The following is a 15027-nucleotide window of genomic DNA, read 5'->3' as shown; positions in this document are numbered from 1 at the left end:
CTCGGGGTGTCAACCGGGACCTCGCCCCCGCTGCCCGGGCCGCCGGGGCAGCGGGGCGACCTGATCGGTCGGTGGGTCAGGTGGTCGAGAGCGCCCGGGCCTGGCGGAGCTCCTGTCGGGCGGCGTCCTCCACGGCGGCGATGGTCGCGTGGGCCGGTCCGCCCACGGGGATGCGGACGGGGGTGTCGGCCGGCGGGGCGGCCACCACACGCAGGACCAACTCGGCGAACTCCGCCGGGCGCCCGAGGGAGGGGTCGTCGGCCAGTCCCTGGACTCCCTCGCGGGTCTGGCGGGTGATCTCCTCGTACGCAGGGATCCGGGCCCGGGTCTCGGCGGCCTTGGCCCCGAAGGAGGTGGTGAACGGGCCGGGCTCCAGGGCGGTGACCCGGATGCCGAACGGGGCCGCCTCGGTGGCGAGTGCCTGGGTGAGGCCCTCCAGGGCGTGCTTGGCGGTGATGTAGCCGGCGAGTCCGGGGAAGCCCGTCCGGCCGGCGATCGACGAGACGTTGAGGATGTGGCCCGAGCCCTGGGCCCGCATCAGCGGCAGTACCAGCCGCGCCAGCCGCCAGGGCCCGACCACCAGGGCCTCCAGCTGGTCGCGCAGTTCCTCGTCCGAGGTCTCCTCGACCGTGCCGAACAGGCCGCAGCCGGCGTTGTTGACCAGGACGTCGAGCCCGCCGAAGCCGTCCACGGCCAGCCGGACGGCAGCCGCGCACTGGTCCGCGTCGCGGACGTCGAGCCGGGCCGCGACCACCCGGGCCGGATGGGCCGCCGCCAAAGGGTCGAGGGCGGACGGCCTGCGGGCGGTGGCCAGGACGCGGTGCCCGGCATCCGCCGCGGCCCGGGCGAGGGCCAGCCCCAGCCCCGACGAGCATCCCGTGATCAGCCAGCGCAGTGTCATGACGTCCTGCCTCTCCCATGGGTCGGATCCGCTTCTTCCAGCATCGGCGGAACCCGGGTACTCCGTTACCTGCCGGCTGCTCCCGTGGCGCGCCGTCAGCCGGGTCACCGAGAGCGCGTCGCACGGGCCCGACGAGTGCCACTCCGACATCCGTTCTCCGACGGACCGTCAGGGCTGGAGTGGTCACCAGCACTGCAGAGACGGCGAGTTGGCGGGGAGCGGTCTGCGTCGTTGACCTTTCGATCCGCGCCTCCCTATGCTCGACCCGCTCCGTCCTCCCGGGCCGCGCCCGGCAGTCCACCCGGGAAGGGACTCTCCCATCAGTACGCCGACCACCCCCCGGAGCACCGGCCGCCGGCGCTTCCTCACCTACCTGGTCGCCGCGCCCGCGCTCGCGGTGGGCACCCAGCTCGCCCTGGACGGCGAGCCGGCCGAGGCGCTGCCCGGCATCCCCGACGTTCTCGACCTCGGCGACGCCCTGATCCTGGCCGGGCTGCCGACCTCACATCTGCTGGTCCTGGAGGTCACCGCGGCCGGCCGTGTCGTGCTCCAGCTCCCCCGCCTCGAGGTCGGCCAGGGGCTGACCACCGCGATGGCGATGCTGGTGGCGGACGAACTCGACGCCAGGCTCGGCGATGTGGACGTCCCGCTCGCGCCCGCCCGGCCCGAGCTGCTGTTCAACCAGCTGACCGGCGCCTCCAACTCGGTCCGCTCGCTCTACGACCCGGTACGGGTCGCCGCCGCGGCGGCCCGAGCCAGGCTGGTCACCGCGGCCGCCCGCCGGTGGTCGCTGGCCGCCGGTTCGCTGCGGACCCAGGACAGCACCGTGCTGGCACCGGACGGCCGCAGCGCCTCGTACGCCTCACTCGCCGTCGACGCCGCCGCCGTGCTGGTGCCCGCCGTGCCGGCCGTGACCAAGCCCGTCGAGCAGCAGCAGCTGGTCGGCCGGGCCACCGGCCGGATCGACGCCCGCGACATCGTCACCGGGAAGGCCAAGTACGCCGGCGACCTGGACGTCCCCGGTGCGGTGCCGACCGTGGTCTCCCGGCCGCCGACCATCAACGGCACGGTCCGCTCGTACGACGCCACCGCCGCGCTCGCCATGCCGGGGGTGATCGGCGTGGTGCGGATTCCCAGCGGCATCGCCGTGCTGGCCGAGACCTTCGACCAGGCCATGAAGGCCAAGGCCGGGCTCAGCATCGGCTGGAACCCCGGACCGCTGGCCGCGCTGTCCGACGAGGACATCCGCCGCAAGCTGCGCGACGCCCAACCGCCCTTCGTACTGCCGCCGTTGCTCACCCGGCACCTGGACGCCGAGTTCGACTTCGCCTTCGTCAGCCATGCGCCGATGGAGGTGCTGACCGCCGTCGCGGACGTCCGCGCGGACCGGGCCGAGCTGTGGTTCGGCGCACAGGCGCCGATCGTCGCCCAGCAGACCATCGCCGCCGAGCTCGGCCTGCCAGTCTCCGCCGTCACGCTCCATGTGGTGCGCGGCGGCGGCTCGTTCGGGCGGCGGCTGTTCTTCGACGCCGGTCTCGAGGCCGCCCAGATCTCCAAGGCGGCCGGGCGGCCGGTGAAGCTGATGTGGACCAGGAACGACGACGTGCGGCACGGCCGGATGCGCCCGGCCAGCCACCACCGGATCCGGGCCACCCACGCACTCGGCAAGGTGGTCGGCTACGAACACCGGGTCGCCACCGTGCGGACCGACTTCCGGCACGGCCTCGGCGAGGCGCTCACCGCCGCCGCCTTCGACCTGTCGGTCGCCGGGATCACCCTCTCGCAGGCGTTCTTCCTGCTCACCGAGAGGCTGCCCTACGACCTCGGGCTGAGCAGCCAGTCGCTGGCCGAAGTGCCGCTGGAGATGCACACCGGCAGCTGGCGCTCGGTCTACTCCGGCCTGGTCCGGGTCGCCGACGAGGTCATGATGGACGAGCTGGCCCGCACCCTGGGCCAGGACCCGGTGGCCTTCCGCCGCAGCCGGCTGTCCGACCCGGCCGCCCGGGCCGTGCTGGACCGGCTCGTCCAGGAGGGCGGTTGGGGCCGGCCGATGCCGGCCGGGCACGCCCAGGGCGTCGCCTTCCACGCCGAACACCGCTCCAGCGTCGCCTACCTGGTCGAGCTGGACGCCACCGACCGGACCGCGCCGCGGGTCACCAAGGCGGTCGCCGTCGCCGACGTCGGTCGGGCGATCAACCCGCGCGGTCTGGAGGCCCAGCTGATGGGCGCGCTGATGGACGGCATCTCGGTCACCCTGCAGGCCGGTGTGCACATCGACAACGGGGCGGTGCGCGAGGGGAGTTACGCCGACTTCAGGTACGCCCGCCAGCGGCACAGCCCGCCCGAGTTCGCGGTGCACCTGATGCCGCCGAGCGGACCGCCGGGCGGCGCGGGCGAACTCGGCCTACCAGCCGCCGCGGCGGCCGTCGCCAACGCCTGGGCCCGCGCCACCGGGACCTCGCCCCGCAGCTTCCCGATCGACTTCTGACCCTCCCGAGGAACATCCGACACACCATGCCGAGCTACCAGTTCGTTCTCAACGGCCAGTCCGTCACCGTCGACGCACCGGCCGACATGCCGCTGCTCTGGGTGCTGCGCGACAAGCTGGGCGTCACCGGCCCCAAGTACGGCTGTGGGGTGGGTGTCTGCCGCGCCTGCACCAGCCATCTGGACGGCGCGGAGATCCAGCCCTGCATGGTCCCGGTCCAGGACTGCGCGGGGCGGCAGGTGACCACCATCGAGGGCCTCGCGGACGGCGACCGGCTGCACCCCGTGCAGCAGGCCTGGCTGGACAACGACGTGGCCCAGTGCGGCTTCTGCCAGCCCGGGCAGATCATGACCGCCGTCGCCCTGCTGCGCCGCAACCCCGAGCCGACCGACGCCGACATCGACCGGATCGAGAACGTCTGCCGCTGCGGCACCTACTTCCGCATCCGGGAGGCGATCAAGCAGGCGGCCGCCGCCTCGCGGAGCTGACGCCACCTCAGAGCGGCAGTCCGAACAGCTGGGCATCGTGGCCGGCGAAGAGGCGGCTGCCGTCGGCGCCCAGGTGCCAGACCTGCACGCCCGGGCCGGAGTCACGGAACTGCCAGCGCAGTTGCCCGGTGCGGACGTCCAGCGCGCAGACGCCACCGTCGGCCGGACCGGGGACGTAGAGGGTGTCGCCCACCAGGAGCGGGTCGCTGCGCGGGTCGAGGCGGAACGGCACCCTCGCGGACCACTTCCGCTTGCCGTCGGCCGGGTCGTGGCGGTCGATCCGGCCGTCGTCGCGCAGCAGCAGGATGTCGCCGTCGGCGGGGGCCGCTCCGAGGTAGCGCCAGGAGTCGCCCTGCTCGGGTGTGATCGTCCAGGCCGCGCCACCGTCCGCGAGCCGGATCGCCTGGACTCCGCCCAACTGGCTGGACGTGTAGACGTGTTCGGGCCCGAGCCCCGCCAGGTAGGCGTCCGCACCGGTCTGGACCGACCACGACCGCGAGGTGTCCCCGGACTTCAGCAGCGACAGTTCACCCTGCCCGCCGTAGGCCAGCAGCCGGCCTCCGGCGATCGGGAAGAACCGCTCGTACCAGGTCCCCTGGGGAAGCCGGTGACTCCAGAGCGTCCGGCCGGTGTCCGAGGACAGCCCGAACAGGGCCGTTCCGTCGACCCGCCGCCGCTGCCAGGCCATCCCGTACAGCACTCCGTCGACGCAGTCCTGCAGCCGCACCGTCCCGGGGTCGCCGAGCTCCGGTGGGCAGGGCAGCTGCCAGTCGGCGGCCGGGTCGGTGAGGTGGAAGCTCCTGATCCGGCCACTGCGGGCATCGAAGATCCGCTCGCCCACCACCATCGGCGGGTTCAGGCCGGGCGGCGGCGACGGCTCTCCGGGCGTCGGGGTGGGTTCGCCCTCGGACAGGTCGATCCGGCGGCGCTCCGCCCCGGTGGCCGGGTCCAGCACCAGCAGTTCGTCATCGGCCACGAAGAGGGGCAGCACGGCGGAGCCGGGGATCCGGTCGACCTTCGACGCGGCGACACCGCGGTGCACCCAGAGCGGACGGGGCCCGGGAGGGACGGCCGGGGCGGTGGGGTCGGCGGACTTCACCGGGGCGGCCGGGGCACCGTCGTTCAGCCACCAGACTCCGCCGACCAGAGCCAGTGCACCCGCTCCGAGAAGTAACTGACGTCTCGCCAGACCGCCGCGATAGGGCTCCGGTTCGTCTTCCCGGACCGGGGAACCCGCCAGGACCTCCAAGCTCGGCTCCATGCCCGGCTCCAGGTCCAGCATGATCTCGCCGACCGGTTCCCCGGGCTCTTCCGGCAGTTTCTTCCCCATACCCCCGCACGCTCCCCCCGTGAACACCTCGCACGGAGGATAGCCGACGCCCGCGGGACACGAACGACCGGTCGGCCACAAGGGCGAGGGCCCGGCTGTCCGCCGGCAGCCGGGGATGCGGACGGGCCCCGGAAGACATTCGATCCGCACACAATCGACCCGCCGGCGGCACGGCTCCGACCACCCCCGGCGCCCCGCCCTCACGCCCGCGCCGCACGACTTCCAGGCTGCGGCCCTGCACACGGCCGGCGACGGGTAGGGTGAGCCTTGACCTGGTACATACCTGGGATTGACCTTCCGGTCGGCCCGGCGCGATCGGGCCTGACGGGGCATGACCGGGTGTGACCGAGCAGCCTGGCGCCGGTCGGCGCGGGGCCGGCACGATTTCTGGACGGGAGTCACGGTGACGGAGCAGGCGAAGGCCAAGGATCGCAGCGCACTGGCGCAGCTGCTGCTGGAGCATCCGCCGATGGCCCGCGAGCTTCCCGGCTTCGCGGTCGACGGGCTGCCCACCAACCCGGCCGAGCTCTTCGGCGAGTGGCTGACCGGGGCGTTCGAGGCCGGGGTGCCGGATCCGCAGGTGGTCACACTCTCCACGGTGGACACCGACGGGTGCCCGGACGCCCGGGTACTGGCACTGCGGGACGTCGACGTGACGGGCGCGGGCTGGGTGTTCGCGGCCGATGCGGACAGTCCGAAGGGGCGCCAGCTGGCCGCCCGCCCCCGGGCCGCGCTCACGGTGTACTGGCCGCTCCTGGGCCGTCAGGTCCGCGTCCGCGGCATGGTGGAGGCTGCGTCACCGGAGGATTCGGCACTCGACTTCCTGGGCCGCTCTCCGTGGTCCCGACTGGCCTGCCTGGTCGGGCACCAGAGCGAGCCGCTCAGGTCCTTCGAGGCCTACGACAGCGCCGCCCAGGAGGCCGAGCTGCTGCTCGAGGCCGACCCGAAGGCGGTCGCCCCGGGCCACACGGTCTACGTCCTGCGAGCCTCGGAGGTCGAGTTCTGGCAGGGCGACTCCGCCCGCCGCCACGTCCGGGTCCACTACACCCGCAACGAGGTGGGAGCCGTCGCCGGCGCCTGGTCGCGTACGCTGCTCTGGCCCTGAGGAGCCCGCGAACGGTGCCGGTGGCGGGCCGTCGCGGCGCCGCGACGGCCCGCCACCGTGCACACAAGTGTGAGGCCCTGGTGATGACTTGGCGCACCGGGACCCCTCGCACCGGCTCCCGTGGATACCGTGCCGCCAGAGCGTGATCGACCACGCTCACCGGGACTGCACTGTGACCACGATCACCTGAAGTCCGTCCCGGATTTCCGTTATCGGACGCCGGCCACCGGATCTCCCAGTGCGACAGGGCAGTACGGACAGGCCGACGGAGAAGGTGGACCACAGGATGGACAGGGACTGCGGCACGGCAACGGTGGTGCAGGCGCAGGCCGGTGACCGGCGCGCCACGGACGAGCTGATCGGCAGCCACCTCCCGCTGGTGTACAACATCGTCGGCCGGGCGCTCTCCGGGCACCCGGACACCGATGACGTGGTCCAGGAGACCATGCTGCACGCCGTGCACGGCCTGCCCTCGCTGCGCGAGCCGGCCAGCTTCCGGTCCTGGCTGGTGGCCATCGCGATGAACCAGATCCGCCGCCGCCACCAGAGCGCCCAGGCGCAGCCGGCCGTTCCGGGCGGGTACGAGCCGGGTGGCTGTGAACCGGCCGATCCCAGCGCGGACTTCGTGGAGCTGACCATCGTCCGGCTCGGCCTCTCGGGCCAGCGCCGCGAGGTCGCGGAGGCCACCCGCTGGCTGGACGAGGACGACCGCGAGCTGCTGTCGCTGTGGTGGCAGGAGGCCGCCGGCCAGCTCACCCGGACCGAGCTGGCCGCCTCGCTGGAGCTGGCGCCGCAGCACGCGGCCGTCCGGGTGCAGCGGATGAAGAACCAGCTGGAGAACGCCCGGGTGGTGGTCCGGGCGCTGTCCGCCGTACCGGTCTGCGGGCAGCTCTCCGAGATCACGGCGGGCTGGGACGGGACGCCGGGAACCTTGTGGCGCAAGCGGATCGCCCGACACGTACGGGACTGCGGCTTCTGCGCGCGGCAGCGGGACGGGCTGTTCCCCGCCGAGGGGCTGCTAGCCGGCCTCGCCCTGGTCCCGGTCCCGCACGGGCACCTGATGTCCGGTGCGCTCGCGAACGCCCTCTCGGCGCACGCGCACGCGGCCGGCTCCGCGCACCCGGCCGCGGCCGGCTCCGCCCATGGCTCCGGCCCATCGCACGCCGCGTCCGGTGCCCGCAAGGCGCACCGGCACGCCGCCGGACGGGGACGCCGGGGGCTGCCGAAGGCGGCGTCCTCCCACAAGCTGCTGGTGACCGCGCTGGGTACGGCGGCGGTCACCGCCGCCGCCGCCGGTGTGGTCGCCGCCGCACAGGGGCCGTCGAGCACGGTGACGGCCGACCCGGTCGCCGCCCCGCCGGAGAGCGTCTCGGCGCTCTCGCTGGGCACCGACGCGACGCCGGCCGCCGTACCCTCGTCACCGGCCGCACCGTCCCCCTCGAGTGCTCCGTCCTCCGCGGCGCCCTCCCCGTCCGCCTCGGCCACCCCCTCGCCCAGCGCCTCCGCGACACCGTCGCCGACCCCGACGGCGACCCGGGCCCCGTCGAGCCCGGCCAGCAGCCCGACCGTCCGTGTGGCGCCGACCACCTCCTCGATACAGCAGCAGGTCATCGACCTGGTCAACGCCGAGCGTGCGAAGGCCGGCTGCACGCCGGTCAAGAGCAACTCCAAGCTGCAGACCGCCGCGCAGGGGCACTCCGACGACATGTCGGCCCGCAACTTCTTCGACCACACCAACCCCGACGGTGAGGGTCCGCAGCCCAGGATCGAGGCGGCCGGCTACCGCTGGAGCACCTGGGGCGAGAACATAGCCCGCGGGCAGAGCACGCCGGCCGACGTGATGGACACCTGGATGCACAGCCCGGGCCACCGGGCGAACATCCTCAACTGCGCGTTCACCGAGCTCGGTGTCGGCGTCCACCAGGGCAGCGGCGGCCCCTGGTGGACCCAGGACTTCGGCGCCCCGAGCTAAGACCGGCACTCGAACTCCCCCCGGTCCCAAGGCAAAAGGAGTTGTCGCGGGACCGGGGAAGGCCGAGGATCACGGCCATGGAACACCCCGCCGAGATCATCAGAAACGACCGGGTCGAGCTGCGCCGCTGGCGCGCCGACGACGCCGCGGCCATGGACCGCCTGGTCATCGACGCCCTGCCGCACCTGCTCCCGTGGATGCCCTGGGCCGCCGAGCACGACTTCGCCGCGGTGGCCGACTACACCGCCCGCAGCGAGCAGTGGTGGCTGGACGGCGAGGCGTACAACTTCGCGATCACCACGGATGGTGAGCTGGTCGGCAGTTGCTCACTGATGCGGCGGATCGGCCCCGGGGCGCTGGAGATCGGCTACTGGATCCACCAGGGCTGGACGGGCCGGGGACTGGTCACGATGGCCGCCGCCGCACTGGTCCGGGAGGCGTTCGCGCTGCCGGAGGTCGAGCGGCTGGAGATCCACACCGACAGTGCCAACACCGCCAGCATCGCGGTGGCCCGGCGGCTGGGCTTCACCGAGATCTCGCGCAGGCCGTCGCCGGGAGGACCGTGCGCTCCCGCGCGGGCCGGTGTCGATGTGATCTGGGAGCTGCGCCGCTGACGGCCGGCAAAAGCTCCTCCTCCTGGTGACCCTGCCCTCCTCCCGCCGCCGGGCCGGCGGCCGGTGTCACCGGGAGGAGGGACGCGACTTGACCACCAGGTAGGCGCCCTGGCCGATCAGGAGAATGCCGGCCAGTTGGGCCGCGCACCTCACGGGCAGGTGCTCGCTCAGCGGGAGCCGCTGGAGGGTGGCCGAAAAGTTCAGCAGCAGTCCGAGAATTCCGACGACCACTCCGCCCACGAACCTAATCCGCCGAATGCGGTCGATCGCCATTCCGTTCCGGCCTTTCGTCACTTCGCTGTGTTCCGGATCGCGTTGGTACGGCACTGAGTTCCAGCGGTGGTCCGAGCAGGTGCAGCAGGCTGCGGTTGTGCTGGAGCAGCCAGGAGAGATAGGCGGGATTGACCCGGGCCAGGTCGATGTAGGCGGCGCGCAGGTCTGCGTGCAGGGCGTCGGGTGCGCCGGTGGCCAGCGCGCCGGGCCGCCAGATGAGCAGCAGCCGGACGGCGAGCGGGTCGCCGTGCAACGGGCGGACGGCGGTGCCCGGAGCAGCGGCCGAGGTGGGCTGACAGGGGCGTACGGCCTCGCCGGAGGCGACCAGTTCGGCGGCGGTGGCGTGGTCCCTGACCTGCACCACGCGCGGGTCCAGGCCGGCCTCGCGGAAGATCCGGCGCAGGGCCGCGTACTCGTGGTCGGCCGCCGGGTCCACCATCCAGGTGTCCTGGGCGAGGTCGGCGAGGTGCACCACGGGCCGGGCGGCGGCCGGGTGCCGGTCGGAGAGCGCGACGAACCGCGGTTCCCGGGCCACCAGTACGCGATGTTCGGCGCCCGGCGGGAGGCGGAGCGGGAAGCCCTCGCTCTCGTGCACGAAGGCGAGGTCGAGCTCGTCGTCGGCGACCATGCGCAGCAGGGCGATGGCCGAGATGTCGATGTGGATGGCGGGGTCGACGTCGGCGCAGCGCTCGCGGACCCGGCGCAGCCATCCCGGGACGGCGCGGCTGCCCACGCTGCCGATCCGCAGCCGTTTCCGCTCGCCGCCGGCGGCTTCCTGCCGGGCGGAGGAGACCAGGGCGGCCATCTCGGTGAGGATGGGCCTGGCGCGGGAGAGCACCGAGTGGCCGAGTGCGGTGGGCTGGCTGCCGGTCTGCTCACGGGTGAACAGGGCGCCGCCGATGGTCCGTTCGATCCGGTGCAGCTGGGTGGTGAGGGACGGCTGGGTCATGCCGAGCTGCAGCGCGGCCTTTCGCACACTGCCGGTGTCCGCGATCGCGCAAACCACTCTCAGATGCCTCACGTCCAGTTCCACGACGAGAGCATAACTACTGGTCAGATTATACGCCAGGGACATGCCAGATAGTGAAACGGTTCACCATGGGGTTCCCAAGCCGGAGTATTGGTCCGAGCTATCGCCCATTGACATCATCCGCGAGTTCGACGGGCTGAACCAAGCTCTGTGCAGCACCGGTTCACCCGATGACCACGGCGTTGCCCCACAGCGATCGTGGAACTCGCGAATGGAGTCCCCCACATGAAACTCTCCAAGTTTGCCCTGTCCGCTGCGCTCGGACTCGCGCTGGCGGGCGGCCTCGCCGCCGCCCCCGCCTCCGCGGCGAGTGCCGACACCACGGCACGCCAGGGATACACCGCCTCCTCGTACACCGGCTCGGCCGCGGAGGCCGCCGCCAACAAGGCCTTCTACCAGGCGGTGATGAAGTCCGCGCTGGCCAAGCAGGCGGCACAGCCGTTCCTCAAGGCGGTCGTCGTCACCTACGACCCCAGCAACGCACCGTCCTTCGCGAGCCAGATAGCCTCCAGCGCGCAGATCTGGAACAGCTCGGAGCGCAACATCCAGCTCCGGGCGGGCAGCAACGCCGACTTCAGCTACTACGAGGGCAACGACTCGCGCGGCTCGTACGCCGACACCGACGGCCACGGCCAGGGCTACGTCTTCCTCGACTACAGCCAGGCCCGGCAGTTCAACCCCACCCGGATCGTCGCGCACGAGACCGGGCACGTGCTCGGCCTGCCGGACCACTACTCGGGCCCGTGCAGTGAGCTGATGTCCGGCGGCGGTCCCGGCCCCTCCTGCACCAACCCGTACCCGAACGCCACCGAGAAGCGCCGGGTGGACTCGCTCTGGGCCAACGGCCTGGCGGCGGCGACCCGCTGACGCCACGATCTGTCCGAGCAGCCCGACCCCGCGCGGGGTCGGGCCGTTCGGCCTGCCGTCCGCGACTCGTCAACTCGTCCTTCTCGCGGGCGTGTTCGCGCTGCCGAAGGTCCCACTCACCGCCGGTGGGTACTGCTGACGGTGTCGGCGAAGCTCCGGGCGAGCGGGGTGAGGGCCTCCCAGCGGCGTACCGCCCAGCCCACCGCCAGGCGCGGCAGGTCGGGGATGGGGATGAACCGCAGCGGGCCGGTTCCAGCGTCCTGGAGCTTCTGGTTGGGCAGCGCCGGGACGATGGCGTGTCCGAGGCCGAGCTCGGTCAGCAGGACCGCGGTGTCCCAGTCGGCGACGCTCGGTTCGGGGCTGATCCGGATGCCCAGCTCCGCGAAGGCCGTGTCCAGATGGGCCCTGGCGGAGGAGTTCTCCGGCAACCTGATGTGCCGGATGTCGGCGAGGTCCGCGGCCTCGACCCGGGACCGGCCGGCGAGCGGATCACCGGCCGGTACGGCCAGCACCCAGGGCAGTTCGACCACCGGGTGCTGTTCGATGCCCCGGACCGGAGCACCGATGGTGATCCAGGCGAGGTCGATGTCGTTGGCCGCGAGGGCGGTGAAGCACCTGCGGCTCGAGGTCTCCGTCTGGAACTCCAGGCTCGCCTCGGGATAGCGCCTGCGGAAGGCGACGACGGCCTCCGACATGAAGTGCCGCACGGTGGTCGCGCCCGTCGCCACCCGCACCGATCCGACCTCGCCGCGCGCCAGTTCGTCGATGCGGCGCAGCGCGAGGTCGAGGCCGGCGAGGCCCTCCGCGGCCGCCGCCTGCAGGAGGCGGCCCGCCGGGGTGGGGACGACACCGCGCGGCTGACGCTCCAGCAGGCGGGTACCGGTCTCCCGCTCCAGCCGTTTCACGTGCTGGCTCACCGCGGACTGGGTACAGGAAAGCTCCCGGGCGACGGCACTCAGGCTTCCGCTCTGGCACACCGCCACATAGACACGCAGGTCATCAAGGGTCACTCACCCCAAGTTAGACCTTGGATCAGACGTAGGAAACCCTAGGATTGACTCGGATTCAGGATGTCCCGGATGATCGCCGCAGGGCCCAGGGCGGCAACCCGTCCCGCTCTCCCTCGTCGGTCCGGACCGCGACGGGGAGTCGGACGGGTGTCGACCCGCCGGGCTCCGCGGGAGCCCCGCCCGTCGTCCGTACGTCCGATGGCCACCGCCCAGGGCCGGCGCGGTACTCGACGAGGCGGGCGCCCGGTGGGACTCCCCCGCCCGACACCCGCTACACGCTCCCGAGTCGACCCAGCCTGGAAGGACTTCGGCACAGTGGCTGCTCCGCTCTCCAGTTCAACCTCCCGCTCCGACGGCCTCTCTCCGCGCCCGTGGACCGTCGCGGTACTCGGCCCGGGAGGTGTCGGCGGCCTGCTGGCCGCCCTGCTCTCCCGGGCCGGTCACCGGGTGGTCTGCGTGGCCGGGGAGACGACCGCTCAGGCCCTTCGGCAGGACGGATTCCGGGTCCGCAGCAGGCAGTTCGGCGACTTCACCGCCCACGTCGAGGCGGAGACCGAGCTGCGCGAACCGGTGGACCTGTGCCTGATCGCCGTCAAGCACACCGTCCTTGACGCGGCGCTGGAGCGGATTCCGGCCGGGGTGCTGGGCGACGGCCTGGTGGTGCCGCTGCTCAACGGCATCGAGCATCCGGACGCACTGCGCGAGCGCTACGGCGCGCGTCGGGTGGCCCCGGGTGTGATCCGGGTCGAATCGACCCGCACCGCACCCGGTGTCATCGAGCACGGCAGCCCGTTCACGGAGATCGACCTGGCCGGGGCGCCCGAACTCCTCCGCCCGCTGGCCGCGGTACTGGATGGCGCGGGTGTACGCACCCGAGTGGTCGAGGACGAGACCGCCGCGCTCTGGGCCAAGCTCGCCTTCCTCGCACCCTTCGCCCTGCTCACCACCAGGTACGGGCTGACCGTCGGCGACGTGCGGACCGGGCACCGCGAGGAGCTGGCTGCCCTGGTCGCTGAGGCCGCCGCGGTGAGCGAGGCGTGCGGTGCGCCGGCAGACCCCACGAAGGCCCTGGCGCTCTACGACGCGTTCCCGGCCGGCAGCAAGTCGTCGATGCAGCGCGACGCCGAGGCGGGCCGCCCGCTGGAACTCGACGCAATCGGCGGGGCTTTGCTGCGAGCGGCCGACCGGCACGGCGGCCCCGTGCCGGTCCCCGCCCGGTTGATGGCCGAACTGACGGCCCGTTGAGGGCCTGTTGACGGCCCGTCACCCGGCGGTCCCGTCTCGACCGCATCGGGGCCGACTGGACCGACATGCGTCCCGCCGGTCCGGCCGAGGTCATGGCACGGGCCCGGTGATCCCGTAGTCTCCGAGTCCCGGGCCACCCGCCCGGGCACTCCACTTCCGCACGAGACCGGAACACACCACCGATGTCGACTTATCCCGCCACCGCAACCACCTCCGCACACACCGGCGCCTGGGCCCGCAGCCACACCGCGCGCCCGGCGGCCCGGCTCCGTCTGCTGTGCTTCCACCCGGCGGGCAGCGGCCCGTCCTTCTTCCGGGACTGGCCCACCCTCCTTCCCGAGGACATCGAGATCCTGCCGATCCAGCTGCCGGGGCGTGAATCGCGGTTCGCCGAGCCCCACCTGACGGACTACCGGCAGGCGGTGGAGCAGCTGTACGGCGGTCTACGGCCGTACCTCGACCGCCCGTACGCGCTGTTCGGGCACAGTATGGGCGGCCTGCTCGCGTACGGACTGGCGGCGGCCGCCCGGCGGCACGGCGACCGTACGCCCGCGCGGCTGCTGGTGAGCGGCTGCGGCGGGCCGGGTACCGCGCCCGCGAAGCCGGGCCGGTCCGACTGGTCCGACCAGGAGCTCGTGGCCGACCTCAGGCAGATGGGCGGCACGCCCGAAGCCGTGCTCACCGACCCCGACCTGCTGGGCGTCATCCTGCCGGTGCTGCGCGCCGACTACGCGATCTGCGACTCCTTCCGCCGGCCCGACGGCCCGCTGCTGGACTGCCCGGTCAGCGTGCTCGGCGGGGAGGACGACATCTACTCGATCGACGATCTCCGGCTGTGGTCCGCCGTGACCCGCTCGACCACTTCCGTCCGCACCTTCCCCGGCGGCCACTTCTATCTCAGCGAGGAGTCGGCCGGCCCCCTGCTCGCCGCCGTCAAGGCGGACCTGGCCGACACCGCCTGAGCCTCCCCGCGCCGCCCCCCGGCCGGTCGCGACCCGCGTCACGGTCCGCGGCAGCCGCCCGGGCGCCTTGCTCCGGCGCCCGTGCGGCATCCTGGATGCCGTTTCCCGCGGCCTCGGCGGAGCGGGCGGGTCCGCTCGCCGTCCCTCGCGGGGAGCGCGGCGCCCGGACCGTCCGCCGCCGGCCTCCGAGCGGGAACACCGGGGCCGGACGGGCGGTTGTCCGCTCCGGCGAACACCTACCGAAGAGAACACCCGTGAGCCTGTACGACATCCCGCTGCGCACCCTGGACGGGCAGCCCGGCTCGCTGGCCGACCACAAGGCAAGGCGCTGCTCGTTGACAGCACGCCTATGTGGATGGACAGGGCTCTCGGACTGAGACCGCCCGAATCCGGCCCCGGGGGCTCCCCGCTATCCCCAGAACGGGTCTCCGTCGGCTCCGTGGGCCAGCAGTTCGGCGAAGGCGGCCACCGTCGGGGCGCTGAACAGACTCCGGACGGTCACGGCGACACCCAGTGCCTCACGGATCCGGGCCACCAGGCGGATCGCGTCGAACGAGTTGCCGCCCAGCCGGAAGAAGTCGTCGTGGATCCCCATGCCGGGTGCGGTGAGCACGTCGGCGAACAAGGAGCAGAGCAGTGCCTCGGTCGCGTCGCGCGGAGCCGTCGGCCCCCCGGTCGGCCGACGCCGGGGCGCCGGCAGCGCCGCCCGGTCGAGCTTGCCGTTGGCCGTCAGGGGAAGCGC

At 73.0% G+C, this 15027-nt stretch carries 15 protein-coding genes; 9 read left to right on the top strand and 6 right to left on the bottom strand.

All coding sequences use genetic code 11. The features are described 5' to 3' along the window. Nucleotides 1–76 precede the first annotated feature (76 nt). The gene (locus ABD369_RS14140; RefSeq protein ID WP_344636715.1) at nucleotides 77–901 is read right to left on the bottom strand and encodes an SDR family oxidoreductase; all 825 of its coding nucleotides are present in this window, start codon (nucleotides 899–901) and stop codon (nucleotides 77–79) included. 256 nt (nucleotides 902–1157) lie between these two features. Here ABD369_RS14140 and ABD369_RS14135 point away from each other — a divergent pair, with 256 nt between their 5' ends. Then, nucleotides 1158–3389 (top strand): xanthine dehydrogenase family protein molybdopterin-binding subunit, encoded by a 2232-nt coding sequence (locus ABD369_RS14135; RefSeq protein WP_344636714.1) that lies wholly within the window; start codon nucleotides 1158–1160, stop codon nucleotides 3387–3389. Between the two features lie 26 nt (nucleotides 3390–3415). After that, on the top strand, nucleotides 3416–3877 hold the full coding sequence (locus ABD369_RS14130) for a (2Fe-2S)-binding protein (RefSeq protein WP_344636713.1): 462 nt from the start codon (nucleotides 3416–3418) through the stop codon (nucleotides 3875–3877). 7 nt (nucleotides 3878–3884) lie between these two features. Here ABD369_RS14130 and ABD369_RS14125 read toward each other — a convergent pair whose 3' ends face one another. Continuing rightward, nucleotides 3885–5207, bottom strand: a complete 1323-nt coding sequence (locus tag ABD369_RS14125; protein WP_344636712.1) for an outer membrane protein assembly factor BamB family protein — start codon at nucleotides 5205–5207, stop codon at nucleotides 3885–3887. Between the two features lie 403 nt (nucleotides 5208–5610). Here ABD369_RS14125 and ABD369_RS14120 point away from each other — a divergent pair, with 403 nt between their 5' ends. The 3 genes from ABD369_RS14120 to ABD369_RS14110 all read left to right on the top strand — a co-directional run bounded on the left by ABD369_RS14120 (nucleotide 5611) and on the right by ABD369_RS14110 (nucleotide 8898). Beyond that, complete coding sequence (locus ABD369_RS14120) at nucleotides 5611–6312, top strand: pyridoxine/pyridoxamine 5'-phosphate oxidase (protein ID WP_344636711.1); 702 nt, start codon at nucleotides 5611–5613, stop codon at nucleotides 6310–6312. 286 nt (nucleotides 6313–6598) lie between these two features. Further along, the gene (locus tag ABD369_RS14115) at nucleotides 6599–8284 is read left to right on the top strand and encodes a sigma-70 family RNA polymerase sigma factor (RefSeq protein WP_344636710.1); all 1686 of its coding nucleotides are present in this window, start codon (nucleotides 6599–6601) and stop codon (nucleotides 8282–8284) included. Nucleotides 8285–8361: 77 nt separating this feature from the next. Then, nucleotides 8362–8898, top strand: a complete 537-nt coding sequence (locus ABD369_RS14110; protein WP_344636709.1) for a GNAT family N-acetyltransferase — start codon at nucleotides 8362–8364, stop codon at nucleotides 8896–8898. Between the two features lie 66 nt (nucleotides 8899–8964). Here ABD369_RS14110 and ABD369_RS14105 read toward each other — a convergent pair whose 3' ends face one another. Continuing rightward, entirely contained in the window at nucleotides 8965–9138 is a 174-nt protein-coding gene (locus ABD369_RS14105; protein WP_344636708.1) for a hypothetical protein, read from the bottom strand. 4 nt (nucleotides 9139–9142) lie between these two features. Next, nucleotides 9143–10192 carry a LysR family transcriptional regulator gene (locus ABD369_RS14100; RefSeq protein ID WP_425557616.1) on the bottom strand — a complete coding sequence of 350 codons (1050 nt, stop codon included), beginning with the start codon at nucleotides 10190–10192 and terminating at the stop codon, nucleotides 9143–9145. A 234-nt stretch (nucleotides 10193–10426) separates the two neighbouring features. Here ABD369_RS14100 and snpA point away from each other — a divergent pair, with 234 nt between their 5' ends. Beyond that, entirely contained in the window at nucleotides 10427–11068 is a 642-nt protein-coding gene (snpA, locus tag ABD369_RS14095) for a snapalysin (protein WP_344636706.1), read from the top strand. 116 nt (nucleotides 11069–11184) lie between these two features. On the opposite strand, the gene ABD369_RS14090 is transcribed toward snpA, so the two are convergent. Next, nucleotides 11185–12078 (bottom strand): LysR family transcriptional regulator, encoded by an 894-nt coding sequence (locus ABD369_RS14090; RefSeq protein ID WP_344636705.1) that lies wholly within the window; start codon nucleotides 12076–12078, stop codon nucleotides 11185–11187. Between the two features lie 315 nt (nucleotides 12079–12393). Here ABD369_RS14090 and ABD369_RS14085 point away from each other — a divergent pair, with 315 nt between their 5' ends. The 3 genes from ABD369_RS14085 (at nucleotide 12394) to ABD369_RS14075 (ending at nucleotide 14662) form a co-directional block, all read left to right on the top strand. Then, nucleotides 12394–13323: a ketopantoate reductase family protein gene (locus ABD369_RS14085; protein ID WP_344636704.1), complete on the top strand. Its 930-nt coding sequence runs from the start codon at nucleotides 12394–12396 to the stop codon at nucleotides 13321–13323. A gap of 182 nt (nucleotides 13324–13505) precedes the next feature. Beyond that, nucleotides 13506–14285 (top strand): thioesterase II family protein, encoded by a 780-nt coding sequence (locus ABD369_RS14080; protein WP_344636703.1) that lies wholly within the window; start codon nucleotides 13506–13508, stop codon nucleotides 14283–14285. Between the two features lie 254 nt (nucleotides 14286–14539). Beyond that, nucleotides 14540–14662 carry a hypothetical protein gene (locus ABD369_RS14075; RefSeq protein ID WP_344636702.1) on the top strand — a complete coding sequence of 41 codons (123 nt, stop codon included), beginning with the start codon at nucleotides 14540–14542 and terminating at the stop codon, nucleotides 14660–14662. Between the two features lie 32 nt (nucleotides 14663–14694). On the opposite strand, the gene ABD369_RS14070 is transcribed toward ABD369_RS14075, so the two are convergent. Further along, the gene (locus tag ABD369_RS14070) at nucleotides 14695–14910 is read right to left on the bottom strand and encodes a phosphopantetheine-binding protein (protein ID WP_344636701.1); all 216 of its coding nucleotides are present in this window, start codon (nucleotides 14908–14910) and stop codon (nucleotides 14695–14697) included. Nucleotides 14911–15027 lie beyond the last annotated feature (117 nt).

Origin of the sequence: Kitasatospora cystarginea (genome assembly GCF_039533515.1) — a bacterium.
In the GTDB taxonomy this organism is placed as follows: Bacteria; Actinomycetota; Actinomycetes; order Streptomycetales; family Streptomycetaceae; genus Kitasatospora; species Kitasatospora cystarginea.
This window is presented reverse-complemented; position numbering and strand designations above follow the sequence as displayed.